The 24,794-nt window shown below is 42.3% G+C and carries 30 protein-coding genes, 1 riboswitch and 1 other annotated feature; of the genes, 25 read left to right on the top strand and 5 right to left on the bottom strand.

The window, feature by feature from the left end; translation table 11 throughout:
• The first annotated feature begins 88 nt into the window (after positions 1-88).
• From NST01_RS12615 to pheA, 14 genes are all read left to right on the top strand, one after another.
• The gene (locus tag NST01_RS12615) at positions 89-1,108 is read left to right on the top strand and encodes a rod shape-determining protein (protein WP_007501538.1); all 1,020 of its coding nucleotides are present in this window, start codon (positions 89-91) and stop codon (positions 1,106-1,108) included.
• A gap of 27 nt (positions 1,109-1,135) precedes the next feature.
• Positions 1,136-2,035, top strand: coding sequence for a rod shape-determining protein MreC (gene mreC, locus NST01_RS12610; protein ID WP_007501536.1), 900 nt, complete (start codon positions 1,136-1,138; stop codon positions 2,033-2,035).
• Entirely contained in the window at positions 2,032-2,550 is a 519-nt protein-coding gene (gene mreD, locus NST01_RS12605; protein WP_035390984.1) for a rod shape-determining protein MreD, read from the top strand. Before mreC ends, mreD begins: the two co-directional genes overlap by 4 nt.
• 54 nt (positions 2,551-2,604) lie before the next feature.
• A complete protein-coding gene (minC, locus tag NST01_RS12600) occupies positions 2,605-3,288 on the top strand; it encodes a septum site-determining protein MinC (RefSeq protein WP_007501533.1) in 684 nt (227 codons plus the stop codon).
• A gap of 2 nt (positions 3,289-3,290) precedes the next feature.
• Entirely contained in the window at positions 3,291-4,094 is an 804-nt protein-coding gene (gene minD / locus NST01_RS12595; protein WP_017358134.1) for a septum site-determining protein MinD, read from the top strand.
• Between the two features lie 109 nt (positions 4,095-4,203).
• Positions 4,204-4,995, top strand: a complete 792-nt coding sequence (locus tag NST01_RS12590) for a M23 family metallopeptidase (RefSeq protein WP_048002776.1) — start codon at positions 4,204-4,206, stop codon at positions 4,993-4,995.
• Positions 4,988-5,857: a M50 family metallopeptidase gene (locus NST01_RS12585; RefSeq protein WP_041506793.1), complete on the top strand. Its 870-nt coding sequence runs from the start codon at positions 4,988-4,990 to the stop codon at positions 5,855-5,857. Before NST01_RS12590 ends, NST01_RS12585 begins: the two co-directional genes overlap by 8 nt.
• Positions 5,858-5,923: 66 nt before the next feature.
• Positions 5,924-5,997: a sequence feature (ribosomal protein L21 leader region), on the top strand.
• A gap of 12 nt (positions 5,998-6,009) precedes the next feature.
• Positions 6,010-6,318, top strand: a complete 309-nt coding sequence (rplU, locus tag NST01_RS12580) for a 50S ribosomal protein L21 (RefSeq protein WP_003216781.1) — start codon at positions 6,010-6,012, stop codon at positions 6,316-6,318.
• A gap of 14 nt (positions 6,319-6,332) precedes the next feature.
• Positions 6,333-6,671: a ribosomal-processing cysteine protease Prp gene (locus NST01_RS12575; protein WP_007501524.1), complete on the top strand. Its 339-nt coding sequence runs from the start codon at positions 6,333-6,335 to the stop codon at positions 6,669-6,671.
• Between the two features lie 12 nt (positions 6,672-6,683).
• The gene (gene rpmA, locus NST01_RS12570; protein WP_003216586.1) at positions 6,684-6,968 is read left to right on the top strand and encodes a 50S ribosomal protein L27; all 285 of its coding nucleotides are present in this window, start codon (positions 6,684-6,686) and stop codon (positions 6,966-6,968) included.
• Between the two features lie 256 nt (positions 6,969-7,224).
• Entirely contained in the window at positions 7,225-7,818 is a 594-nt protein-coding gene (locus NST01_RS12565) for a sporulation initiation phosphotransferase B (protein WP_007501522.1), read from the top strand.
• 21 nt (positions 7,819-7,839) lie between these two features.
• Positions 7,840-9,126 carry a GTPase ObgE gene (gene obgE / locus NST01_RS12560; protein ID WP_007501521.1) on the top strand — a complete coding sequence of 429 codons (1,287 nt, stop codon included), beginning with the start codon at positions 7,840-7,842 and terminating at the stop codon, positions 9,124-9,126.
• Between the two features lie 55 nt (positions 9,127-9,181).
• Positions 9,182-9,625 carry an ACT domain-containing protein gene (locus tag NST01_RS12555; protein ID WP_008342790.1) on the top strand — a complete coding sequence of 148 codons (444 nt, stop codon included), beginning with the start codon at positions 9,182-9,184 and terminating at the stop codon, positions 9,623-9,625.
• A gap of 18 nt (positions 9,626-9,643) precedes the next feature.
• Positions 9,644-10,522 carry a prephenate dehydratase gene (gene pheA / locus NST01_RS12550; RefSeq protein WP_007501516.1) on the top strand — a complete coding sequence of 293 codons (879 nt, stop codon included), beginning with the start codon at positions 9,644-9,646 and terminating at the stop codon, positions 10,520-10,522.
• 24 nt (positions 10,523-10,546) lie between these two features.
• Here the strand turns inward: pheA and NST01_RS12545 are convergent, their stop codons facing one another.
• The gene (locus NST01_RS12545) at positions 10,547-11,086 is read right to left on the bottom strand and encodes a transcription repressor NadR (protein ID WP_017358132.1); all 540 of its coding nucleotides are present in this window, start codon (positions 11,084-11,086) and stop codon (positions 10,547-10,549) included.
• Between the two features lie 3 nt (positions 11,087-11,089).
• Complete coding sequence (locus NST01_RS12540; protein ID WP_326115871.1) at positions 11,090-12,238, bottom strand: IscS subfamily cysteine desulfurase; 1,149 nt, start codon at positions 12,236-12,238, stop codon at positions 11,090-11,092.
• Between the two features lie 92 nt (positions 12,239-12,330).
• Between NST01_RS12540 and nadB the strand changes: the two genes are divergently transcribed.
• The 5 genes from nadB (at position 12,331) to NST01_RS12515 (ending at position 17,925) form a co-directional block, all read left to right on the top strand.
• Complete coding sequence (gene nadB, locus NST01_RS12535; protein ID WP_098680671.1) at positions 12,331-13,902, top strand: L-aspartate oxidase; 1,572 nt, start codon at positions 12,331-12,333, stop codon at positions 13,900-13,902.
• The gene (gene nadC / locus NST01_RS12530; protein WP_024718392.1) at positions 13,884-14,747 is read left to right on the top strand and encodes a carboxylating nicotinate-nucleotide diphosphorylase; all 864 of its coding nucleotides are present in this window, start codon (positions 13,884-13,886) and stop codon (positions 14,745-14,747) included. The genes nadB and nadC overlap by 19 nt, the downstream gene beginning before the upstream one ends.
• Positions 14,734-15,843 (top strand): quinolinate synthase NadA, encoded by a 1,110-nt coding sequence (nadA, locus tag NST01_RS12525; RefSeq protein ID WP_007501511.1) that lies wholly within the window; start codon positions 14,734-14,736, stop codon positions 15,841-15,843. The genes nadC and nadA overlap by 14 nt, the downstream gene beginning before the upstream one ends.
• Before the next feature lie 131 nt (positions 15,844-15,974).
• Positions 15,975-17,171 carry a SafA/ExsA family spore coat assembly protein gene (safA, locus tag NST01_RS12520; RefSeq protein ID WP_017358127.1) on the top strand — a complete coding sequence of 399 codons (1,197 nt, stop codon included), beginning with the start codon at positions 15,975-15,977 and terminating at the stop codon, positions 17,169-17,171.
• A gap of 133 nt (positions 17,172-17,304) precedes the next feature.
• Positions 17,305-17,925, top strand: coding sequence for a YhcN/YlaJ family sporulation lipoprotein (locus tag NST01_RS12515; RefSeq protein WP_017367717.1), 621 nt, complete (start codon positions 17,305-17,307; stop codon positions 17,923-17,925).
• Positions 17,926-17,971: 46 nt separating this feature from the next.
• On the opposite strand, the gene NST01_RS12510 is transcribed toward NST01_RS12515, so the two are convergent.
• Positions 17,972-18,604: a LysE family transporter gene (locus tag NST01_RS12510; RefSeq protein ID WP_024718389.1), complete on the bottom strand. Its 633-nt coding sequence runs from the start codon at positions 18,602-18,604 to the stop codon at positions 17,972-17,974.
• 238 nt (positions 18,605-18,842) lie between these two features.
• Positions 18,843-18,952: riboswitch (TPP riboswitch) on the top strand.
• Positions 18,953-19,078: 126 nt separating this feature from the next.
• On the opposite strand from NST01_RS12510, the gene thiC reads away from it, so the two are divergent.
• Positions 19,079-20,839, top strand: a complete 1,761-nt coding sequence (gene thiC / locus NST01_RS12505) for a phosphomethylpyrimidine synthase ThiC (RefSeq protein WP_341041962.1) — start codon at positions 19,079-19,081, stop codon at positions 20,837-20,839.
• 31 nt (positions 20,840-20,870) lie between these two features.
• On the opposite strand, the gene NST01_RS12500 is transcribed toward thiC, so the two are convergent.
• Positions 20,871-21,020: a hypothetical protein gene (locus NST01_RS12500; protein WP_164071257.1), complete on the bottom strand. Its 150-nt coding sequence runs from the start codon at positions 21,018-21,020 to the stop codon at positions 20,871-20,873.
• A gap of 192 nt (positions 21,021-21,212) precedes the next feature.
• Here NST01_RS12500 and NST01_RS12495 point away from each other — a divergent pair, with 192 nt between their 5' ends.
• Positions 21,213-21,395: a hypothetical protein gene (locus tag NST01_RS12495; protein WP_008342761.1), complete on the top strand. Its 183-nt coding sequence runs from the start codon at positions 21,213-21,215 to the stop codon at positions 21,393-21,395.
• Positions 21,396-21,427: 32 nt separating this feature from the next.
• Here the strand turns inward: NST01_RS12495 and NST01_RS12490 are convergent, their stop codons facing one another.
• Entirely contained in the window at positions 21,428-22,072 is a 645-nt protein-coding gene (locus NST01_RS12490) for a protein kinase family protein (protein WP_326115864.1), read from the bottom strand.
• Positions 22,073-22,298: 226 nt separating this feature from the next.
• Here NST01_RS12490 and NST01_RS12485 point away from each other — a divergent pair, with 226 nt between their 5' ends.
• From NST01_RS12485 to NST01_RS12470, 4 genes are all read left to right on the top strand, one after another.
• Entirely contained in the window at positions 22,299-22,811 is a 513-nt protein-coding gene (locus NST01_RS12485; RefSeq protein ID WP_341041961.1) for an intercompartmental signaling factor BofC, read from the top strand.
• A 147-nt stretch (positions 22,812-22,958) separates the two neighbouring features.
• Positions 22,959-23,564, top strand: a complete 606-nt coding sequence (ruvA, locus tag NST01_RS12480; RefSeq protein ID WP_017358123.1) for a Holliday junction branch migration protein RuvA — start codon at positions 22,959-22,961, stop codon at positions 23,562-23,564.
• 11 nt (positions 23,565-23,575) lie between these two features.
• Positions 23,576-24,580, top strand: coding sequence for a Holliday junction branch migration DNA helicase RuvB (ruvB, locus tag NST01_RS12475; RefSeq protein ID WP_326115860.1), 1,005 nt, complete (start codon positions 23,576-23,578; stop codon positions 24,578-24,580).
• Complete coding sequence (locus NST01_RS12470) at positions 24,573-24,773, top strand: DUF2905 domain-containing protein (protein WP_008342752.1); 201 nt, start codon at positions 24,573-24,575, stop codon at positions 24,771-24,773. The genes ruvB and NST01_RS12470 overlap by 8 nt, the downstream gene beginning before the upstream one ends.
• Positions 24,774-24,794 lie beyond the last annotated feature (21 nt).

The following is a 24,794-nucleotide window of genomic DNA, read 5'->3' as shown; positions in this document are numbered from 1 at the left end:
CTTTTTTTTTCAATGTTTTACGATATAATAGAGTTTATGAGTTTTTCCCTAAAGGGAATTTTGGTTTAAGAAAGGAAGATACATACATATGTTTGGAATTGGTACAAAAGACCTTGGAATAGATCTTGGAACAGCGAATACGCTTGTTTTTATTAAAGGAAAAGGCATTGTTGTGAGAGAACCTTCGGTCGTAGCTTTGGAAACTGATACGAAGTCTATAGTGGCGGTTGGAAATGACGCTAGAAACATGATCGGTCGTACACCTGGTAATGTTGTGGCACTGCGCCCAATGAAAGACGGAGTCATTGCGGACTACGAGACGACAGCAACAATGATGAAATATTACATTAATCAAGCATTAAAAGGTAAAGGGCTTTTTGCTCGTAAACCGTACGTGATGGTGTGTGTACCATCTGGTATTACAGCAGTAGAAGAGCGTGCAGTCATTGATGCAACAAGACAAGCTGGTGCTCGTGACGCATACCCTATTGAAGAGCCATTTGCTGCGGCAATCGGTGCTAACCTTCCTGTATGGGAGCCAACTGGAAGCATGGTTGTAGATATTGGCGGCGGTACAACAGAAGTAGCCATTATTTCACTTGGCGGTATTGTGACATCTCAATCGATCCGTGTTGCAGGAGACGAAATGGATGATGCGATCAGTAGCTACATTCGTAAAACGTATAATCTTATGATCGGTGATCGCACGTCAGAAGCGATTAAAATGGAAATCGGTTCTGCGCAGCCTGACGTACATGATGAGATGGACATTCGAGGCCGTGACCTTTTAACAGGTCTGCCAAAAACGATCTCTATTACGGCAGAAGAAATTGCAAAAGCGCTTCGCGATACAGTGGAAACAATTGTCGATGCGGTCAAAATGACACTTGAAAAAACGCCACCTGAGCTGGCAGCAGATATTATGGACCGTGGAATTGTGTTAACAGGCGGCGGTGCATTGCTGCGTAATCTTGACAAAGTCATTAGTGATGAAACAAAAATGCCGGTCATTATTGCTGAAGATCCGCTTGACTGTGTGGCGATCGGAACAGGGAAAGCACTAGAACATATTCACTTGTTCAAAGGAAAATCTAAAGATAATCGATAATTGGGCGTAAATAAAGAGGTGTAAGACATGCCGCAGTTTTTTATGAATAAAAGATTAATGTTGCTCCTTGTCTGTGTCATCGTACTGGTGGCCATGATTGGTTTTTCAGTGAAAAGCGGCAGAGGTGCTTCATGGCCGGAAAAATTAGTGGGGGATACGACAGGCTTTTTTCAAGGTGTCTTTCATAAACCATCACAATTTATTGCCGGTATTTATGGGAACGTACAAGATTTAAAGAACACATATGATGAAAACGAGCGTCTTCGAAAAAAACTTGATGGACAAACCCAATATGAGGCGAAACTTCAAGAACTAGAAGATGAGAACAAAAAGCTTCGCAAGCAGCTCGGATATGTGAACTCTATTCGCGACTACACGCCCATTCTTTCAACAGTCATTGCGAGAAACCCGTCCCTTTGGGATAGTTTTGTCATGATTGATAAAGGGAAAAAACAAGGCGTTGAAAAAGATATGGCGGTCACCAATGAGAGTGGTGCGTTAATCGGGAAAATTGAAAGTGATAAGCTCAACAATTTTACGTCGACTGTAAGGTTGCTAAGCTCTACAGATCAAAATAATAGAATTTCAACGAAAATTTTTGCGAAAAAGGGCAAAGAAGAACTCAATGGGATTATTAACGGTTATGACAGCAAGAAAAAAATGCTGACAATGAACATTTTAAAATCCGATGCTGATGGGGATGTCAAAAAAGGAGATCTTGTTGAAACATCTGGAGCAGGGGGCGTATTCCCGCAGGGCTTGACGATTGGAAAGGTAAGCGAAATTGAGCCGGACCATTACGGACTGACAAAAATTATTTATGTAGAACCAGCTGCTGAACTCAATAATTTAGACCGCGTGATTGTTGTGAATCGCAGCACAAGTACGGCAGATGCATCTCAATTAACGAAGGAGGAAGGCTCGTGAAACGTGTCCTTCTTGCTTTCGTCATGTTGTTTATTTTCGTATTTGACAGTATTTTTGTCGATTTAGTGAAGCTCCCATTTGTTTCAGATAATCAAATTTTAGCACCTCATTTCATCTTACTCGCACTTGTATTTATGACAGCTTTTGTGAATCAAAAATATGGTGTGATTTATGGATTTGTCTTTGGACTTTTATATGATATTTCGTATACAGGTATTCTTGGTGTTCATATGTTTGGCTTTGGTGCGCTCTGCTATTTGTTAGCAAAAGCCTTCAAAGTCCTCCAAACGAATATGTTAGTCGTTGTCTTTCTATCGATGATTGCTGTTGCAGTGATGGAGTTTTATGTGTACGGCGTTCAAGCGACGATTCAACCAGATATTATGCCTTTTAATACGTATGTCATCGAACGCTTTATTCCAACGATTCTTTTAAATACTGCTGCGTCTCTCATACTTGTTGTGCCGCTTAGGCTCTTTTTCATCAATGTGAAACAAGGACTGATCGACGAATAAAAGCAGGAGTTTGTCCAATTACGGCGAAATGAGTATGTTGTTGAGGTGAGCATCTTGAAAACTCAAAAACAGCAGTATGTGACAATAAAAGGTACAAAAAACGGATTAACATTACAGTTAAATGATGACTGTTCGTTTGAAGACCTTCTTTCTGGCTTGCGAGAGGTTCTATTACTTGAGCAATATACAGACGGAAGAGAAGGACATAAAGTCAATGTGCATATTAAACTTGGTTTTCGATATTTAACAGAGGATCAAGAGGCGCGTTTAACTGAAGCGGTGTCTGAAAATGAACATCTTGTCATTCACTCTATTGAAAGTGACGTCATGTCAACTGAAGAGGCGAGACGTTTAAAAGCAGAGGCTGAGATTACTTCTGTAGCAAAAATTGTACGCTCTGGACAGGTGCTTTATGTCGAAGGGGATCTCTTATTAATAGGAGATGTCAACCCTGGCGGAACCATTCGTGCAGGGGGGAATATTTTTGTGCTCGGTGCGTTAAAAGGTGTAGCGCATGCTGGATGTAATGGAAACAAGCAAGCTGTGATTGCAGCATCTCATATGATTCCAACCCAGCTTCGCATCGCACAGGTGTTTAACCGTGCACCGGATCAAAAAGAAGATGGAAATGAAATGGAATGTGCTTATTTAGATATAGATGGCAATATGATCATTGAACGCCTGCAGCAATTGGCTCATATAAGACCTAATCTGACAAGGCTTGAGGGAGGAATGTGAAATTGGGCGAGGCTATTGTGATTACCTCAGGAAAAGGCGGCGTTGGCAAAACAACAACATCTGCAAACTTAGGCACAGCACTAGCAATTCAAGGAAAAAAAGTGTGTCTAGTTGATACCGACATCGGCCTTCGGAATTTAGATGTCGTGATGGGGCTTGAGAACCGCATTATTTATGATCTAGTCGATGTAGTAGAAGGAAGATGCAAGATTCACCAAGCGCTTGTGAAGGATAAGCGGTTCGAGGATCTTTTGTATCTTTTACCTGCTGCTCAAACAAGCGATAAAACGGCGGTAGAGCCGGAGCAGATCAAAGAATTAATTCAATCATTGAAACAAGACTTTGATTATGTTGTCATTGATTGCCCTGCTGGAATTGAGCAAGGCTTTAAAAATGCTGTATCAGGTGCTGACAAAGCGATTGTGGTCACGACACCTGAAATCTCAGCTGTGAGAGATGCAGACCGAATTATCGGCTTGCTGGAACAAGAGGATATTGAACCGCCTCGTTTGATTGTGAACCGCATTCGTACACACATGGCGAAAAATGGCGATTCGATGGATGTGGATGAAGTTGTCCATCATTTATCAATTGATCTTCTCGGCATTGTAGCCGATGATGATGATGTCATTAAGGCTTCAAACAATGGTGAACCGATTGTCATGGATGCTAAAAATAAAGTTTCCATTGCGTATCGCAATATTGCTCGCCGCGTACTAGGTGAATCTGTTCCTCTTCAATCCTTTGAAGAAGAAAACAAAGGGATGTTTGCAAAGCTGAAAGCATTTTTCGGTGTAAGAGCATAATGATTTACTTGAGATGAGACCGATTCGATGAGAATCGGTCTTTTTGTTGCATATCATATGATGTCGCCACATAAAATGTACAAACTGTTTGTATGTAAAGGGTGATCTTATGAAAAGAGTGGACGAGTATCGAAAGAAAATAGCGCAGCGCCGTAAAATGAAGCAGCCAGCTGCTGCCCCTAAGAAGGCAGCTTTCAAGAAGAAAGATGATATTCCACCATGGGTCATGTTGACAGAAGAAGAAAAGCATTCTGGCTCGGCTTCCTACGAGTCAAATTCTCATCAGCCGAAAAAATTTCGCCATCCGTTATTTCATTCAAATACATTTGTGCTTAAATGTTTACTTTCTGCCTCTCTTGTACTGATTGCCGCTATTTCATTTAAAGGGCAGGCGGGGCCTTTTCAGCAGCTGAAGCCGATGATCAGTCAAACGTTTGAACAAGATTTCCAATTTGCCGCCGCCAACCGGTGGTTTGAGAAAACTGTCGGAAACCCACTTGCCTTTTTAACCGATAGAAAAGAAGGGCAAAAGGACGTACAAGCCAATCAAGAGCTGGCTGTCCCTGCCTCTGGAAAAGTGCAGGAATCCTTTACGCAAAATGGTGCCGGAGTGAAAGTTGAAACATCTGCTGAAGCCATCGATAGTATGAAAGAAGGCTATGTCGTAGAAGTGAAAAAGAAAAGTGATACAGGGCTCACCGTCGTGGTGCAGCATGCAGATAACAGCTACAGCTGGTACGGCCAACTAAAAGAAGCTGATGTGGCTTTATACGATTTTGTCGATAAAGGGGAAAAAATTGGTCAAATTGCGCTTGATGAACAAGGCAAGGGGACATATTACTTTGCCATTAAGCAAAATGAACAGTTTATTGATCCCATTCAGGTGATGACCTTTGAATAGATGGCTGCTCATGCTGACAAAGGTCCATGTTCACCCGCTCCTTTGGATAGTCATGGCATTTGCCATGCTATCAGGTCAAATTAAGCCGCTGCTTTGTCTGCTCATTATCGTCTGTGTCCATGAGCTTGGACATGCAGCGGCTGCTTGTTATTATCACTGGCGGATTCGGCGGATTTTTTTACTGCCATTTGGCGGGGCGGTAGAAGTAGAAGAGCACGGGAACCGTCCGCTAAAAGAAGAGCTGGCGGTCATTTTATGCGGACCGCTTCAGCATGTCCCGCTCCAGCTCGTCGCCTGGCTTCTCATGGAAGCCTCACTTATCTCATATGACGTCTTTACGATGTTTACTTTTTATAATGTAGCGATTTTTCTAGTGAACCTTTTGCCCATTTGGCCACTTGATGGCGGGAAATTATTCTTTTTGCTCTTATCTGTTTTTTACCCTTTTCAACAGGCACATGCCCTTGCAATAAAAGGCTCTCTCATTTTTTTCGGTCTTTTGACAGCAGGGTTGCTCTGTTTTGCTCCGCTGCAATTCAACGGCTGGATCCTGCTCACTTTTTTAGCCTACTCGCTTGTGATGGAACACCGGCAGCGGCATTATATCAGGGTACGTTTTTTACTAGAACGTTATTATGGTAAAAAAGAGCAAAAGGTAGAGAAACTCATTCCACTGAGAGCGGGTGCTGAGGAGAAAATATATGAAGTGATGGCGCGATTCCAAAGGGGCTGTAAGCATCCCATTATTATCGAACGGAATGGTGTGAAAATGAGCCAGCTCGATGAAAATGAATTGCTCCATGCTTATTTTTCAGATCGAAGAACCACCTCTTCCATGGAAGATCTTCTTTTACCGTACTAATGGTGAAAATACATTGACATTCAGCGTCTAATTTGATATATTTTTTAATGTTATGGATATGTAGCACCCGTGCTACAACCGCGCGGAGCAGGTGTAAAGTGCCTATTGGCCCCCTGTATTCGGCGAGTCTGAGTTTATTAGGAGGTGCAGAGATGTACGCAATTATCGAAACTGGTGGTAAACAAGTAAAAGTTGAAGAAGGTCAAACTGTTTATGTTGAAAAACTAGCTGCTGAAGCAGGTGAAACAGTTACTTTCGAAAACGTATTGTTTGTCGGCGGAGACACTGTCAAAGTGGGTAACCCTTCAGTTGCTGGAGCAACAGTAACGGCTAAAGTTGAAAAACAAGGTCGCGGTAAGAAAATTACTGTGTTCAAGTACAAACCGAAGAAAAACAACCACAAGAAACAAGGTCATCGTCAACCTTACACTAAAGTTGTTATCGAAAAAATCAACGCTTAAGGCGTGTGAGTGATATGATCAAAGCAACCATTACTCGGTCGCCAGCAGATGAAAGCATTACGTCTTTTCAAATGACTGGACATGCCGAGTTTGCTGAAAAAGGTCAGGATCTCGTTTGTGCAGGTGTATCTGCTGTTGTTTTCGGGTCAGTCAATTCAATTATTGCACTGACAGGAATGGATCCACTGCTTGATATTGGAGATGAAGGCGGGTATTTCTCTTTTGAACTGCCAGCTGATACAGATCCAGTCACCTTTGAAAAAGCCCAGTTGCTTTTAGAAGGCATGGTCGTTTCCTTAGAAACAATTGAACGAGATTATCACGATTATGTGAGAATATCTACAAAAAAATAGGAGGTGAACTTCATGCTTAGATTAGATCTTCAATTTTTCGCATCTAAAAAAGGGGTAGGTTCTACAAAGAACGGACGTGACTCTGAGTCTAAACGTTTAGGCGCTAAACGTGCTGATGGTCAATTCGTAACTGGTGGTTCTATCCTTTATCGTCAACGTGGAACGAAAATCTATCCAGGTGAAAACGTTGGACGCGGAGGCGACGACACTCTTTTCGCTAAAATCGACGGAACGGTTAAATTCGAACGTTTCGGTCGTGACCGTAAAAAAGTGAGCGTATATCCTGCGGCACAATAATTGCTAAAAACTCCGGTCATTGACTGGAGTTTTTTTCACTTTTACAAGCAGTACCGAAGATGATAAAAGAAGATGCACTCCATAAATATCAAAGAACGTTTGCTGACTTTGCCTCATTTTCTCCTATACGATCAGAAAAAACAACCTTTCCTCACATAACTAGTGTTTTTCTAAGCTGTCTTCTCTGTTATAATTCAGGGAGACATATTGATGATAAGACTCCTAAAAGAGAGACCAAACGATTGGGAGTGCGATAATGGAAGAGATACCAAGTAAACAAAACGAAAAATTAACTCACGTTGCATTAACGAATGAATTGATCCATCTGCTTAGTCGTTCAAGACACGACTGGATGAATAAATTGCAGTTAATCAAAGGCAACTTGACATTAGAAAAATATGACCGAGTGTTTGAAATAATAGAAGAAATGGTCATTGAAGCACAGCATGAATCCAAACTCTCAAATTTAAAAATTCCCCAATTGGCCTATTACTTTCTAACCTTTAATTGGGAGTCGCATTTTATCACCCTAGAATATGAAGTGCTTGGTGAAACCCGAGACTTATCAGCATATGAATCGCAGCTGCTAACGGTATCACGGGAGTTGTTTTCGATATTCGATCAATCAGTTTGCCAAAAAACTGAAAATCATTTAACGGTCACTTTCCAAACGGATCATGAAGAGAATGATGTGATCTTATATTTTGATTTCAAAGGAAAATTAACAAGTTTGGATGCGTTAAATGCGTTTCATGACGCAAACTATCCATGTATGAGTATAACGCAATTTCATGTGACGAATCATGAGTCCATGATTGAGCTTTGTTTGAGGCAAGAACGAGATATGTGATGCAGAGAAACGGAGGAAGTTATGTTTGTAGATCAGGTTAAAGTGTATGTTAAAGGCGGTGACGGCGGAAACGGTATGGTGGCGTTCCGTCGTGAAAAATATGTGCCAAAAGGCGGGCCAGCAGGCGGCGACGGCGGAAATGGTGCAGATGTAGTATTTGAAGTAGACGAAGGACTCAGAACGTTAATGGACTTTCGTTATAAGCGTCATTTCAAGGCGGACCGCGGTGAGCATGGAATGAGTAAAAACCAGCATGGTCGAAATGCGGAAGAAATGATTGTTAAAGTTCCGCCGGGTACAGTTGTGACAGATGCTGAGACGGAACAAGTACTAGCTGACTTGACAGAGCATGGACAGCGGGCTGTGATTGCCAAAGGTGGACGTGGAGGACGTGGAAATTCACGCTTCGCAACACCAGCAAACCCTGCACCACAGCTGTCTGAAAACGGTGAGCCAGGTAAAGAACGTGACGTCATCTTAGAATTAAAAGTACTTGCAGATGTTGGACTTGTTGGTTTCCCAAGTGTCGGGAAGTCAACGCTGCTTTCGATTGTCTCTTCTGCGAAACCAAAAATTGCGGATTATCATTTTACAACGCTTGTGCCAAACCTCGGAGTGGTTGAAACAGACGATAACCGAAGCTTTGTCATGGCGGATCTGCCAGGACTGATCGAAGGAGCGCACGAAGGTGTTGGCTTAGGTCATCAATTTTTACGCCACATTGAACGTACACGTGTCATTGTCCATGTCATTGATATGTCTGGACTTGAAGGGCGTGACCCATACGAAGATTACGTGACGATTAACGAAGAGCTTGAGCAATACAATATGAGATTGACAGAGCGTCCGCAAATCATTGTAGCGAACAAAATGGACATGCCGGATGCAGCTGACAATCTAGCAGCATTTAAAGAAAAATTAACAGATGACTATAAAGTGTTCCCAATTAGTGCGATCACAAGAGAAGGGCTTCGTGAGCTCTTATTTGAAATCGCCAATCAGCTTGAAACAACACCGGAATTCCCGCTCTACAATGAAGAAGAGCTCTCTGATAACCGTGTGATGTACAAGTTTGATGAAGGGGAAGCAGCATTTGAGATCTCAAGAGATCCTGATGGTACATTTGTCTTAACTGGTAAAGCACTTGAGCGACTGTTTAAGATGACAGATTTCTCAAGAGACGAGTCAGTGAAACGATTCTCTAGACAGCTGCGCGGAATGGGCGTTGATGATGCCCTGCGTGAACGTGGTGCAAAAGATGGAGACATCATTCGTCTGCTTGAATTTGAATTTGAATTTATCGATTGATCAAAAGGAGGGTCCAGTTCATGGGCTCTCCCGTTTTTAAAAGGGGAGAAAACAGGTGAAAGAAGAAACGTTCTATTTAGTAAGAGAGGATGTACTTCCGGATGCGATGCGAAAAACGCTTGAAGTCAAAAAGCTTCTCGATCGCAAAAAAGCGGATTCAGTTGCCGATGCTGTTCAAAAAGCGGATTTAAGCCGCAGTGCTTTTTATAAATATCGAGATGCTGTTTTTCCATTTTATACGATGGTCAAAGAGCAGATCATCACATTGTTTTTCCACCTGGAGGATCGGTCTGGGGCTCTGTCTAGGCTGCTGCAAATTGTGGCTGACTCTGGCTGTAATGTGTTATCCATTCACCAAACGATTCCGTTGCAAGGAAGAGCGAATGTTACCCTGTCGATCAGTACGGCCGGCATGGCAGATGATATTAATACAGTCATGAATCAATTAAGAAAACTTGAATTTGTCGAAAAAGTTGAAATTCTAGGTTCTGGGGCGTAAAAGGAGAGATCATAGCAGATGAAGCAATTAACGGTAGGTTACTTTGGACCAGAGGCCACATTTACTCATTTGGCTGTCTGTTCTTGTTTTCCAAAAGATGCAGAGCAGCGGGCTTATGCAACCATTCCGCAATGTATGGATGCCGTGTCAAAGGGAGAAGTAGATTTGGCGGTCGTTCCACTTGAAAATGCACTCGAAGGATCTGTGAACTTAACGATTGATTATTTAATTCATGAGGACGCTTTGTCCATTGTGGGCGAAATGACAGCACCGATTCGCCAGCACCTGCTCGTCCATCCATCGAGAGCGGAGAGCTGGGAGACATTAGATGTGATTCAGTCACATCCGCACGCCATTGCGCAGTGTCATCAATTTTTGAAGAGACAGTTCCCTGATATTCCGCATCGGCCAGTGGAATCAACAGGCTATGCAGCAAAATACATCAGTGAGCATCCAGATGAAGCTGTTGGTGCGATTGCGAATGAAATCGCCGCAAAAACGTACGGATTGACGATTGCGAAAAAAGACATTCATGATTATCCGCACAATCATACACGCTTTGTTATTTTACATAAAGAGGCGAAGGCATCATTCCCAATGAATTCTGGTTTTTCTTCAAAGCCAAAAACGACCATTGTTGTCAGCCTGCCAAAGGATGATCAGTCAGGTGCATTGCACCGCGTGTTATCAGCTTTTTCATGGCGGAATCTCAATTTGTCCAAAATTGAATCGCGTCCGACAAAAACAGGCCTTGGACACTATTTATTTATCATTGATATCGAAAAAGAGATGGATGATGTACTTGTCCCTGGCGCCATTCAAGAATTAGAAGCGATTGGCTGTGAAGTGAAACTACTCGGCAGCTATCAAACATATGAATTAACGAATGAAAAATAGTGTCCTCTTGGGGACACTATTTTTTTAGTCTTTAATGAGAAATCCAGCGTCATCAAGCGCTTGAATGGCTTGGTCAAGCTGCTTTTGGCTGTATGAAGTAAGGGTATGTAAGTGTACGCCGTCTGTCAGCTCTGATAAGTAGGAGGCGCCCGTATTAGAAATATGATGAACGAAGTCAGCCACTTGTTTGCGCGTACTCACTCGAATAGAGGCCGTCAGCTCCCCGTAGACAGGGTGCTCAATGATCACGTCTTTCACCGTTACACCGTAGTCTACAATCAGTGTCAGCTCCTCTTCTGTACGATGAGGATCGTGCTTGCAAGCGATAATCTGTTCAATTTCAGTTTCCGGTGTATGCTGCGCCATATACACATAGCCTTGGCTTGTGGCAATAATGGGTTCGTTTTTTGCTTTGAGTAATGAAATATCTTGTACAATGACTTGTCGTGAGACAGCGGCTTTTTTAGCTAAAAAACTTCCGGTGAGTGGTGTATCAGTCTCTTGTAGCCACTTTAAAATGGCGTTTCTTCTTTCTTCGCCAATGAGTTTTCTTTCTTGTTCCACGTTTTATGCTCCTTTCTTCTCCTTTTGCAAGCTCTCAAATGTATGCAAAAGCTGATCGATGTCATCCTTTGATGATCCTCGTCCAAATGATAGTCGAATAAATTGAAGGGCATCACGATCTGATACATGTAATGCCTTCACAGCAGGGGAAGGGTGGTGATAACCAGAAGCGCACGCACTTCCTGTGGATATACAAATCCCATGCCGGTTACAAGCTAACATTACATATTGTCCTTCAAACCCTTCAAAAAAACAACCAATAATATGAGGCAGCGTGCGGCGCTGGTCACTTTCTTGCAGCATACGGACAGACAGCTTCCGTTTTTTTAGCTGCTGAAGAAAATAATCACGAAGCTGAATATCTAGCTGCTGCTGATGCTCTATTTTCAGCATGATTTGCTCGCTCGCAGCTACAAAAGCACCGATGCATGGCACGTTCACTGTCCCTGGGCGTAGACCATTTTCCTGTACAGTATGTTGATATATAGGCTTCCAAGGGACATGTGCCCCCATATAGACAGCACCGGCGCCCTTAGGTGCATACACTTTATGACTCGAAATGGAGAGGGCATCAACTCCAAGTTCTTTAATCGACACACGCATTTTTCCGAATGTTTGCACTGCATCTGTATGAAAAAGAATGTCTCTTTCTTTTAAGAGCGTCGCTAACTCAGCTAATGGCTGAATAATCCCAGTTTCTGAGTTGGCATGCTGGATGGATACTAGTCCGGTTTCAGGCAATAGAGCCTGTTTGAGAATCTCCTTTGTGATAATTCCTTCTTGATTCGGTTCTATGACCGTCACCTTCACACCGAGACGCTGCAAGGCATTGACCGCATGATGAACGGAAGGGTGCTCTACTGATGTGGTAATGACATGCTGTTTATGTGGAGGTAGCCCATTTATGATCGATTGAATCGCAAGGATATTGGATTCAGTTCCGCCACTTGTAAAGTAAATACTATCAGGTTCGCCCCCTAGAACCGCTGCAAGTGATTGTCTGCTGTAAGCCAAGATTTCATTTGCTCTTCCTCCTGCATCATGCAGGCTGCTCGCATTTCCGTAACATTCTTTGCTCAACTGCTGAAATACATGCAGTGATTCCTCAGAAACAGGTGTAGAAGCTGCATAATCTAAATAAATCAAATCCATCCATCTCCTGTGTGAAAATTTTTTCTTGTATTTATTGTAGTGTTGTGTAATGATATGTGTCAAGACAGGTGTAAATGACAGGAGGGGCAATTGTGTCATCTATCAAAAAAGTCATTGTGGTGGGGTCGGGCATTGCGGCTCTTTCCTTTGTGAATACGATCTCAGAGAACTGCCAAGTCATCATGATGACAAAAAAACAATTTTCCTCTAGTAATTCCATGCTCGCACAAGGGGGAATCGCTGCAGCCTTTTCCGCACATGATTCTGTCGATCAGCATGTGCAAGACACTTTAGCTGCGGGGTGTGGTCACAATGATGACAAAACTGTACAGGAGATCGTCCGTCATGGAAAAGATCTTGTAAAGAAGCTCGTAGAAGAGGGCTGCCCATTTGATCGAGATGAAACGGGAATCCCGCAGTTAGGTAAAGAGGGAGCCCATACGACCCATCGTATTCTGCATGCAGGAGGAGATCAAACGGGAAAAACCCTCGTGCAGTTTTTGAAAGGGAAGCTCGGCTCACACATTCATGTATACGAAAATCATCATGTCATGGATCTGTTAGTTCATGATGGGGTATGTACAGGTGTTGTGTGGAAAGACGAAAAAGGTCATGTACATACAATGACCGCAGATGCAGTTATATTATCCACTGGCGGCTGTGGATCCTTATATGAAACAAACACAAATGATCCGTCTGTGACAGGAGATGGTCTGATGATGGCCTATCGCGCAGGGGCACAGCTAGTAGATCTCGAATTTGTGCAATTCCATCCGACCCTTTTGACCACTTCAGGTAAAGCGATCGGGCTCGTATCAGAGGCAGTCAGGGGAGAGGGCGCCTATTTAGAAGATGAATCAGGCAGGCGGATCATGAAAGGAATCCACCCACAGAGCGATTTAGCGCCTAGAGATGTGGTGGCAAGGACCATTTTCCATGAGCAGCAACTCGGTCATTCCATTTATCTGAACATCCGTGATATTCCGCATTTTTCTGCACGTTTTCCTGCGATTGCTTCGATGTGTCAGCGTGCGGGAGTTGATATGGCAAGCGGAAGGCTGCCAGTTTCACCCGGTATGCACTTTTTAATGGGTGGAATTAAGGTGAATGAACATGGAGAAACAACAGTTCCATCACTTTTTGCCATTGGTGAAGCAGCTTGTACAGGTTTACACGGCGCCAATCGACTGGCAAGTAATTCGCTCTTAGAAGGTCTCGTTTTAGGAAACAAGGCGGCACGGTATATTGAGCGGTTGCAAACCTGGCAAGATAAAAACCTTGCTCCTTCCATTCAAGAAGTATGGTCTGTCCCAACGGTGTCACTGGCTCAGCTCAGAAAATGGATGACGGCATATGCCGCAATTGTGAGAGATGAGAAAGGCTTACAGACTTTGCTCGATCATTTAGAACAAGTCTCTTTTCAGCAAATCAATGTGAAGAATATCACAAATGAACAGATCGAAATAACGAATCAATGGGCTTTAGCCATATGCCTTGTCAAATCTGCATTACTCCGAACAGAAAGCAGGGGCGGTCATTATCGCACAGATTATCCTAATCGGCATGATGCTTCGTGGCGAGCAAAACAGATTGTACATGAACAGGGCTATATTTATATCGTAAAAAATGAAAGGATTGGTGCCAAATGGAACGTTTACAGTTAAAGCAAATGCTCACTCATTTTTTAAAAGAAGATATTGGGTTTGGAGATGTATCCGCTGATGCCATCTTTGGAGACAAGAAAGGAACAGCTTACATCATGGCGAAACAATCAGGCGTATTGGCCGGGACGCAAGTCATTGATATGGGATACAAACTGCTGAATGAACAAGTTCAAACTGAGCTGTTTTTCCAGGAAGGTGATTGGATTCAGGAAGGGGCTGTACTGGCACAAATAACTGGCCCCGTCAACGACTTGCTGAAAGGGGAGCGGGTGGTGTTGAATATCCTGCAAAGAATGACAGGGATTGCTACACTAACGCATGAAGCAGTAGAGCGATTAGCTGATCCATCTATTACGATTTGTGATACGAGAAAGACGACACCCGGTTTGCGCATGCTGGAGAAGTACGCAGTAAAAGTCGGAGGTGGAAAGAATCATCGTTTCGGCTTATCCGATGGGGTGATGATTAAAGATAATCATATTGCGGCTTGTGGTTCTATCAGGGAAGCTGTGGAGAAAGCAAGAGCATACGCCGGTCATATGGTGAAAATTGAAGTGGAAATTGAATCAGAAGCACAGCTGATGGAAGCCATTGATGCCAAAGCAGATGTCATCATGTTTGACAACTGCTCTCCAGACGAAGTGAAGCGCTTTAAACAAATGACCCCTGAAACCATATTGACAGAGGCATCAGGCGGTATCACGTTGGAGAATGTGGCTAACTACCGGGGGACAGGTGTAGACCTTATTTCACTTGGATTCCTCACACATTCTGCTCCATCATTCGATTTTAGTATGAATATGGAATTCAGCCATAAAGGGGGAACGACTCATGTCCATGCTTGATGTGTTAGCAGCGCAGCATACAGCCATGATGCCAGATGAATATAAACAGCGCTCTTATGATGAAATGAAAGAGAGAGTATTAGAGATTAAACGCGCTTTTGGATCAAAGCTTTTTATACCGGGTCATCATTATCAAAAAGATGAAGTCATCCAATTTGCTGATGTGACAGGTGATTCATTGCAGCTTGCACAAATTGCTGCTGACAATCACGAAGCAGAATACATTGTATTTTGCGGGGTTCATTTTATGGCAGAAACGGCCGATATGTTATCAAAAAAGAATCAGCACGTCTTTTTGCCAGATATGAGAGCAGGTTGTTCAATGGCAGATATGGCGAATATGAAACAAACAGACAGGGCGTGGGATCAGCTCACTGAGCTGTTTGGAGATACGATCCTTCCGCTGACTTATGTAAACTCAACGGCTGATATTAAAGCATTTGTCGGCAAACATGGCGGATCGACTGTCACATCTTCAAACGCTAAAAAAGTATTGGAGTGGGCGCTGACCCAAAAAGAGCGAATTCTTTTTCTTCCTGATCAGCATTTAGGGCGTAACACGGCCTATGATTTAGGGATTCCGCTAGAGGAAATGGCTGTCTGGGATCAAATAGAAGAAAAGCTCATCACCGACCAACCGCTTCATCGAATCAAAATGATTTTATGGAAAGGTCATTGCTCTGTTCATGAGAAATTTACCATTGAGAATATTGAACAAACGAGAAAACGAGACCGTGACATACAGATTCTTGTTCATCCAGAGTGTACACATGAAGTTGTAAAGGCTTCTGATCTAGCTGGTTCAACGAAATTTATTATTGATACGATCAAGCAGGCACCAGCAGGAAGCAAGTGGGCCATTGGAACAGAAATGAATTTAGTGAAACGAATCATTGACCAGCACCCTGACAAACAAATCGAATCCCTCAATCCAGATATGTGTCCATGTTTGACAATGAACCGTATTGATCTGCCTCATCTACTATGGTCACTTGAAAGCATTGAAAAAGGGGAGCCAGTCGGTTTGATTCAAGTGAATGAAGAGACGACAAAAGAGGCATTGCTCGCTTTAAATAAGATGCTCACCATTAAATAATGAAGTGTCCCCTCCTATCAGAAAACAAGTTTTTATCATATCGGCTTGTAAATAGGCATAAATTTATGTTGAAACATATTGTACTTCTGACATAACCGCTACGTTCACGTTTTGCATAGGAGGGGAAAACGTTGAAAATTCATATTGTGCAAAAAGGAGACTCCCTTTGGAAAATTTCAAAGAAGTACGGAGTCGACTTTCAAGAATTGAAAAAATTAAATTCGCAGCTCAGTAATCCAGATTTGATCATGCCAGGAATGAAAATCAAAATTCCATCTAGTGGTGTTCCTGTCAAAACCGATCATCACAAAGCAAAAGAAATGCCAAAAGCAAAAGAACACCCGTATGTAAAAGAAAAGCCAAAGGATGTCGTGCAAGTTCAAGATACGAAGCCGAAGGAAAAACCGAATGAACCGGTACCTTATGTGCCACCAGTACCAAAGATTGAACAGCCAGTTTTTCCACAAGTTGATGTAAACTATTATCAGACGAATCTCTACCAGCCATTCACGCCTCCTCCCAAAAAAGAACATCATGAGAAAAAAGATCACGTTCATGAAAAGAAAGATCATGTTCATGAGAAAAAGGATCATAAAGATCACAAGGACCATTTTCATCATGAAAATAAGGATCATTTCAAAGATGAAGTGGCAAAGGGATATGATCCATTCATTCATATCCCACATCAAAAAGAGGAGGGAAAAGAAATGGAGCATAGTAATTACCCAAACCTTCCTAATTTCCCGCAAATGCCGAATGTTGGAGGGGCAGCAGTAGGGGGCATGGCTGAAAATAAAGAGCATCACCACCATCATCAAGAATCATATGATCCTTATTATGGTTATGGTCATTACATGCCAGCAATGTATCCATATCCGCAGCAAATGGTACCCGCTTCTCCTATTTTACCGGGATCAGGCCTTTGTTATCCGGTACAGCCGTATTATCACCATCACATGATGCCGTATCCTTACCCAGCGGCTCAGCCATATTATCCTGCGTATCAAGCACCGGCTTATTATGGTGAAAATCATGAGCATCATGCAAACGACGGGCATCACTGGCACCACCATATGCATCCAAATGCAGGCGCGAATGTAAATGCCAATGTCAATCAAGGCTTTTATCCAAACGCTCCAAATGAAGCATATGGCAAGGAAGACTGCGGATGCGATGATGGCATGAAGCATCATCAACCATGGCCTGGACATTATCCAAACCCTGTTCCATATGGTCAAATGGGTGCTTATCCAGCACAGCCTTATATGCAGCAGCCTTATCAAAACCCATCTGTCTTTGCAAGACCAGAAGAAGACGAAGAAGATTAATGACACAAGGGACGATCTCAATCGTTCCTTTTTTTGTTTATAACTGACAGCTTGTTTTTGTCCTCAACTGTACATGCTAAAACAGAGCCTGTTTTGCGCTCATGAGATTCAATTTGTACAGGGGGTTTTTCGTTTGAGACAAAAATGGCAAAAAACAATCGCCTTAGTGCTTCTACCTATTGGATTAACGGCATGTGGTACAAATAACAATGCGGGTGTAGATACACGTCATAATCAATCAGGTCAGCCAGTTGGATACCACTCCAATCAACAGGCAACAGACAACAATCAAGATCATCAAGGACCAGTTTCTGAGCTTATGGAGGGAATGAACGGAAGAAATACAACGAATGTTGATTATCGTTCACGCCCTACACAGGATCAAGTGAGGATGCCACTTACTGGGGGAGATGGACGCTACAGTCATGGAGATATGAACTATCATAACCAAATGTCGTTCTCTGGCTACGATAAACAAGAGAACATCCAGCGTTCAAGAAAAATCGCCAACCGAGTGAACAAAATGAACCATGTGACAGACTCACAAGTTATGGTGACGGATGAAAATGTGTATATTGCTCTTAAAACAGATGGGCGCTTGACATCAGAGGGTGTATCCCAAGTAGAAGAAGCAGCGACTCGTTATGCAGATGGTAGAGCTGTCCAAGTCATTAAAGACGAAGGCGCATTTACACGCTTCAGAGATATGAGAAAAACGCAATTTGAAACAGGTCAGACAGGCATGACCCGATAAGCTGGAATAAAAAAGGCTAAAGTTCATGACGAACTTTAGCCTTTCTTTAAAAATAAACTTTGATCCCGATATAAAATTCATAAAAGAAATAACAGCCAAATCCAAGTAATAAAATACCGGCAATAATGGATGTCCACTTAATCATGGTTCGGTTCATCACTTTTCTTGTTAGGGAAACAATCGTGAGAAGACCGATGTCATGAAGAAGAATCCCTGCCAAAATACCCGCAGCAGCCAATATAAATTCAGATGAATTTGTATTTTTATAAGCATCTGCCAGTACAGCACCAAACACAGATACCCAGAACACAAGGTTTCCAGGGGATACCGCGACGAGCAGCCCATTTCGGTATGTTTTAGCGAATGATTTATTCACTTTTTCTCCTGCTAAATGGATGTCTTGATCCGCATTTTTAATCGAATCGTAGGCAAGAATCATTAAAAAGATGGCACCGATCAGCCAGAGCGGAATTTGGATAAAGGGCAAAGATAAAAATTGAGCAAATCCAGCATATAAAGCCAAGATGAGCAATATATCGATGGTCATACCACCAGCGCCTACAGTTAATCCATGAAAGAATCCGTTTTTTAATCCCTGCTTTGTCATTTCAACCGTGATCGCTCCAACAGGTAGAGCAATTGAGAATCCAACGACGATAAATGTAAGAAATGTTTGCAATCGACTAGAACTTCCTTTGAATCATGTTTGTATAAAAATTCTCCGTTTAGATTAATTATACATATTAGGAGAAAAGGATCAATGATTATTTCTGATTTAATCGAAATGAGAGAGATAAATCGTGTATAGAAAGATGTATATCGTGAAGATCGTGTATTCATTGTAGGGGAAAGGAACTATTTTCCTGAAACTTCTTTTTTTCATTTCTCAGCTATGCTACACTGTTGTGGAAATCAATATAAGTGACTAGGGGTGCCCGGAAATGCGGGCTGAGAGAGAAGACAAGCTTCTTAACCCTTTGGACCTGATCTGGCTCGTACCAGCGTGGGGAAGTTGAAGATGATACATGTGCCATATGAATGGCATACATGTTTTTTTCTGACGACGAAACCAGGTTCTTTACATAGAATCTGGTTTTTTGCTGGTGCTGATTCCATCCTGTCCGGTGACACGAAAAGAAGGAGAGAACAGCAAATGAATGAAAAGACAAATGTTCCATCAACGCAATCTTTATTATCAAACTTTGAAGGCAGTCGAAAGGTATATGAACAAGGCTCAAGACCTGACATTTTGGTGCCAAAAAGAGAAATTGCGCTCACAAATACAGTGACACAAGCAGGTGATATCCAAAATGAACCGATTCGTGTGTACGATACAAGTGGACCGTATACAGATGAGGAGGCTCATATTGATGTCACAAAGGGATTAAAGCGCCTGAGATCAGCATGGATTAAAGAAAGAGAAGATACTGAAAGCTATGAAGGGCGTCAAGTAAAGCCAGAAAATAATGGATATCGCTTGAATGGGAAAGAATCCTTTCAAGCTGCCCATACAGATTTTCATCATGTGCCGCTCCGCGGGAAACAAGGTGCTTGTGTGACGCAAATGCATTATGCAAAAAAGGACATCATTACGCCTGAAATGGAGTTTATCGCTTTGAGAGAACAGCTAAGTCCTGAGTTTGTTAGAGAGGAAGTGGCTAGTGGGAGAGCGGTCATTCCAGCGAATATCAACCATTCAGAAAGTGAGCCGATGATCATCGGAAAGAATTTTCACGTGAAAATTAATGCGAATATTGGCAATTCAGCTGTGACGTCGTCCATTGAAGAAGAGGTGGAGAAGATGACATGGGCAATTAGATGGGGGGCAGATACGATGATGGACCTGTCTACAGGAAAGGACATTCATACAACGAGAGAATGGATTATCCGCAATTGCCCAGTCCCAGTAGGAACTGTCCCAATTTATCAGGCACTTGAAAAAGTGAATGGAATCGCAGAAAATTTGACGTGGGAAGTATACCGAGACACATTAATTGAACAGGCAGAGCAAGGGGTTGACTACTTCACCATTCATGCGGGCGTCCTGTTAAGGTATATTCCGCTCACAGTCGACCGTGTCACAGGAATTGTTTCAAGAGGCGGAGCCATTATGGCAAGATGGTGTCTCGCTCATCATCAAGAGAACTTTCTGTATACCCATTTTGAAGAAATTTGTGAAATCATGAAAACATATGACATTGCCTTTTCGCTTGGGGACGGGCTCAGACCTGGATCCATTGCGGACGCAAATGACGAAGCGCAGTTTGCAGAGCTGGAAACGTTAGGGGAATTGACAGAGATCGCTTGGAAACATGATGTACAGGTCATGATTGAAGGACCTGGTCATGTTCCAATGGATAAAATCAAAGAGAATGTCGATAAGCAGATGGAGATATGCAAAGAGGCACCTTTTTATACGTTAGGTCCTCTAACAACAGATATTGCACCGGGATATGATCATATTACATCCGCGATCGGTGCGGCGATGATTGGCTGGTACGGAACCGCCATGCTGTGCTATGTGACACCAAAAGAGCATTTAGGTCTGCCGAACAAAGAAGATGTAAGAGAAGGCGTCATCGCCTATAAAATTGCCGCACATGCAGCTGATGTAGCAAAAGGACATCCTGCTGCTCAAAAGCGTGATGATGCCTTATCGAAAGCGAGATTTGAATTCAGATGGCGGGATCAATTTCACCTGTCACTTGATCCAGAACGAGCGCTGGCATTCCATGATGAAACATTGCCTGCTGAAGGTGCTAAAACCGCTCATTTCTGTTCCATGTGTGGACCAAAGTTTTGCAGTATGAAAATATCCCATGACATCCGCAACCAATCAGAAGAAGTGAAAAGAGAGATGGAGAAGAAGGCAAAAGAGTTTATCAATCAAGGCAGCCAAATCTATCAATCCTAAAAAAAACCTCGCACTCCTCTAGTGCGGGGTTTTATAAAACGGCTGAAATGGCTTTTCTCACGAGGTGGAAAAATGCTTTTACTGCAATCGCCATCGTTTCAATACTTGGGATGAGGGCATCTGTTAAATGAAATAGAACTGTTTGTCTCTCTGGAGATGTTCGTTTTTTCTTTTGTTTCATAAAGACAGCCTCCTTTTCATTCAATATACTTCTTTTGAAGAGTATATAGATAGATATGTTGTGCGAATTTAAACAAAATTTAAACTTCTTGTGTTTAGAAGGAAAGAAGCAGGGGAAACGGATTGAATAGAGAATGAATGAAAAGAGCTGACCGATTCGGTTAGTGAACAAGACAGAGTGGAAGGTGATCTTATGATGAAAGTATTTAAGGTAACATTTCATATGAACAATGGGGAAGTGCTCGATTTCGAGCTGAAACGTCCAGCTACCTATGATGTGTATAAAAAAATTGAGGAAGCCAATCATTGGTTTAAGCTGAATAATGAAATCATTAACCTATTAAATGTGAATAGTATCCATGTAGAAACAGAATAAAACAGAAAGCCGCTCAAAGAGAGCGGCTTTCATTATGCAGTAAAATCATTTCGATTGTTCAGCTGACTTCGAGACAGCCAGTTTTTCTTATACAAATAGGCAATCACTTCAAGCCATAGACGCGGCGCTTTTTTAGGGAAAAAAGGTTTTTGATAATAGGTGTATGCAGCTTTTAAATCATCCCATTGATGACATGTTTTCGTTTGCGTGAAGCGGGCGACGTCAATGACCCTGACGCGGCCATCCTTTGTTAAAATTAAATTTCTCAGATGAATATCAGAAGGATTTAAACCTTTCGCGCGTGCTTCTTCCAATGCATCATCTACTTGTTCAATCATTTGTTTTTTGATCGGAATTCCTTTTGTCAGGCATTCATAGAAAGTATAACCTTTAATATATTCCATTAAAATATATTGATCCCCAGACTCGTAAATCTCAGGATAATAGGAGGAGCCGGAAAGTTTTTCATAAATTTCAGCCTCTTTGCGGGCGATATTTCGATAAGAAGGAAAAAAGACTTTTAACGCCATTTTCTTGCCGTCTTTTCTGTATGAAAATACATAGGCACTTCTTCCTTTGCCGCACAGCTCAAGCTCAGCCGGTTTAAAGACGAGCTTATTAAAACGCTTTTCTTCTTGATACTGAATCGATTCGGCTAATCTTTTGACATCTGACATTGACTTCACCTTCTTTGGTTTCAGTTTATGCGGCTGAAAAACGAATGATGAAAAAACCATGTGATTCGGTAGAGCAATGGATTGTATAAAACATAACATTTACGCACGGAGGATACAACGAAAGACGCTCAATATGTGTCAAGACACCGATTTGGTTAATGTTTAGGAAAATGGGTCAAACTACATATGTCATGCATCGATCTTATGTTCTAAAGAGGTGTAAATAGTGAAATTGAAAATAAAGTATTTCGTTACAGGGCTTATCATGACAAGTGTACTCTTTTTCGCTGTTGATATGGAAGCAGCAGAACACTTGCAAAAAGAGTCAAAAACCATCAACGTTCAGCTTGAAAAGGTCTATCTAGACGGCGATGTAAGTATTGAAAGACAGCGGGCATCATTAGAAGACAAAGACACATTTTGGGCCCAGTATAAGGGCTGGACATTGGTAGAACAGCGAGAGGATTTTGCCCTTTTTAGAAAGCAAATTGACGATATATCGCCTTTGAGTAAAGCAAATGGATATATCGGATTATCAGAAGTCGGCGTGATTTCTACGTTTCATGGAAGGCCTGACGGGTGGGCGGAGCCTATTCATCTCTTTTTTCAAATTGATACGTCCCGCTTGGAAAGTCATGTAGAGCAGCAGCTTGCACAAGGCATTCCGTTTCGAACAAAAGATGAATTTGAGCATGTGCTTGAAGTCATGAAACCTTACCGAAATGAACAATCATTTTAATCGTATGACAGCTTGCTGGTGTGAAGACCGCAAGCTCTTTTTCATGGGTTGACGATGAAAAAAGGCTGAGCGAACGTATGTTAACTTTTATTACGGTTTTCTCTTCGATTTATGTTACAATGGAGAACAGTCAAAGAGGTGAAAACGGTGATAGAGTTTGTAAAAGGGACCATTGATTATGTGTGCCCGCAATATGTTGTCATTGAAAACGGCGGAGTGGGATATCAAGTCTATACCCCAAATCCGTTTATCTATCGAGTAACAAAACAAGAAACGATTTATACGTATCATTACATAAAGGAAGACGCTTTTTCGTTATATGGATTTCAAACACGAGAAGAAAAAGCGTTGTTCACAAAACTGTTAAATGTCACAGGCATTGGACCGAAGGGTGCGCTTGCGATTCTTGCTTCCGGTGACCCTGGCGCTGTCATTTCAGCGATCGAACGAGAGGATGAAGCTTTCCTCATTAAATTCCCGGGTGTTGGCAAAAAAACAGCACGACAGATCATTCTAGATCTGAAAGGGAAGCTCGCAGATGTGGTGCCTGAAATGATAGGAAACTTATTTAACCACGAGGATCATATCCAGATTGAAACGCAGCAAAGCGCTTTAGATGAAGCGGTTGAAGCCTTAAGTGTCCTTGGGTATGGTGATCGTGAAATCAAAAAGGTTCTTCCTTTATTAAAAGAAGAGAAGAATCTTACAACCGATCAATATGTGAAAAAAGCTTTACAAAAAATGTTGAAATAGGGTGATGTCTCATGGATGAACGGCTCGTCTCAACTGAAGCAGACAACCATGAATCAGCCATTGAGCAAAGTCTGCGTCCACAAACGCTTAGTCAATATATTGGCCAGCAGAAAGTAAAGGATAATCTCAGCGTATTTATTGAAGCTGCCCGAATGAGGCAGGAAACACTGGATCACGTCCTTTTATATGGACCGCCGGGACTTGGGAAAACAACGCTTGCGTCGATCATTGCCAATGAAATGAATGTTCAGCTGCGTACAACGTCTGGACCAGCGATTGAACGCCCTGGTGACTTGGCGGCGATCTTAACATCTCTTGAACCTGGCGATGTTCTGTTTATTGATGAAATTCATCGCTTGCAGCGTTCTATAGAGGAAGTGCTATATCCAGCGATGGAGGACTTTTGTCTAGATATCGTGATTGGAAAAGGAGATACAGCACGCTCTGTGCGGCTTGATTTACCGCCATTTACGCTTGTAGGTGCTACAACCCGTGTTGGGCTTTTAACAGCGCCGCTTCGTGATAGGTTTGGGGTTCATGCAAGATTGGAATACTATGAGCAAAGAGATTTGGCTCACATTGTAGCAAGAACAGCCGAGCTGTTTGAGATTGGGATCGACATTCGTTCAGCTGAAGAGATTGCAAGAAGATCTAGAGGCACACCGAGGGTCGCCAATCGTCTGCTCAGAAGAGTGAGAGATTTTGCGCAGGTGCTTGGAAATCATTCGATCACACAAGACATTGCAGAAGATGCTCTTGAGCGTCTGCAAGTTGACAGACTCGGACTTGATCATATCGATCATAAGCTGCTTTTAAGTATGATTGAAAAATTTAGAGGCGGTCCTGTTGGACTTGATACGATCTCAGCGACAATTGGAGAAGAATCACATACGATTGAAGATGTGTACGAACCGTATTTACTGCAAATTGGTTTTCTGCAAAGAACACCAAGAGGGCGGGTCGTCACAAGAGAAGCGTATGAACATTTTCATATGGAGGTTCCGATTCGTGACTGAATTCCCTAAAATGTTGATGATTTTAGGTGGTGTCCTTTTTGCCGCAGGTTTAGTGTTTCAATTGGTTGGGAAACTTCCAGGCGATATTTTCGTGAAAAAAGGGAACGTAACGTTCTTTTTTCCTGTGATTACATGCATTGTCATTAGCATCGTCCTAACCATTTTACTCAATGTCTTCGGACGGATGAAATAACGTTAACTAGTTAACTACAGA

The organism is Bacillus sp. FSL R7-0166, assembly GCF_038008935.1.
Taxonomy (GTDB): domain Bacteria; phylum Bacillota; class Bacilli; order Bacillales; family Bacillaceae; genus Bacillus; species Bacillus altitudinis.
This window is presented reverse-complemented; position numbering and strand designations above follow the sequence as displayed.

What these genes read in the sequence shown, in the direction of transcription:
- NST01_RS12615 (WP_007501538.1), top strand. Translation starts at nt 89, where the DNA reads ATGTTTGGAATTGGTACAAAAGACCTTGGAATAGATCTTGGAACAGCG.
- mreC (WP_007501536.1), top strand. Translation starts at nt 1,136, where the DNA reads ATGCCGCAGTTTTTTATGAATAAAAGATTAATGTTGCTCCTTGTCTGT.
- NST01_RS12590 (WP_048002776.1), top strand. Translation starts at nt 4,204, where the DNA reads ATGAAAAGAGTGGACGAGTATCGAAAGAAAATAGCGCAGCGCCGTAAA.
- rplU (WP_003216781.1), top strand. Translation starts at nt 6,010, where the DNA reads ATGTACGCAATTATCGAAACTGGTGGTAAACAAGTAAAAGTTGAAGAA.
- NST01_RS12575 (WP_007501524.1), top strand. Translation starts at nt 6,333, where the DNA reads ATGATCAAAGCAACCATTACTCGGTCGCCAGCAGATGAAAGCATTACG.
- rpmA (WP_003216586.1), top strand. Translation starts at nt 6,684, where the DNA reads ATGCTTAGATTAGATCTTCAATTTTTCGCATCTAAAAAAGGGGTAGGT.
- NST01_RS12565 (WP_007501522.1), top strand. Translation starts at nt 7,225, where the DNA reads ATGGAAGAGATACCAAGTAAACAAAACGAAAAATTAACTCACGTTGCA.
- obgE (WP_007501521.1), top strand. Translation starts at nt 7,840, where the DNA reads ATGTTTGTAGATCAGGTTAAAGTGTATGTTAAAGGCGGTGACGGCGGA.
- pheA (WP_007501516.1), top strand. Translation starts at nt 9,644, where the DNA reads ATGAAGCAATTAACGGTAGGTTACTTTGGACCAGAGGCCACATTTACT.
- NST01_RS12540 (WP_326115871.1), bottom strand. Translation starts at nt 12,238, where the DNA reads ATGGATTTGATTTATTTAGATTATGCAGCTTCTACACCTGTTTCTGAG.
- nadC (WP_024718392.1), top strand. Translation starts at nt 13,884, where the DNA reads ATGGAACGTTTACAGTTAAAGCAAATGCTCACTCATTTTTTAAAAGAA.
- nadA (WP_007501511.1), top strand. Translation starts at nt 14,734, where the DNA reads ATGTCCATGCTTGATGTGTTAGCAGCGCAGCATACAGCCATGATGCCA.
- thiC (WP_341041962.1), top strand. Translation starts at nt 19,079, where the DNA reads ATGAATGAAAAGACAAATGTTCCATCAACGCAATCTTTATTATCAAAC.
- NST01_RS12500 (WP_164071257.1), bottom strand. Translation starts at nt 21,020, where the DNA reads ATGAAACAAAAGAAAAAACGAACATCTCCAGAGAGACAAACAGTTCTA.
- NST01_RS12495 (WP_008342761.1), top strand. Translation starts at nt 21,213, where the DNA reads ATGATGAAAGTATTTAAGGTAACATTTCATATGAACAATGGGGAAGTG.
- NST01_RS12490 (WP_326115864.1), bottom strand. Translation starts at nt 22,072, where the DNA reads ATGTCAGATGTCAAAAGATTAGCCGAATCGATTCAGTATCAAGAAGAA.
- ruvB (WP_326115860.1), top strand. Translation starts at nt 23,576, where the DNA reads ATGGATGAACGGCTCGTCTCAACTGAAGCAGACAACCATGAATCAGCC.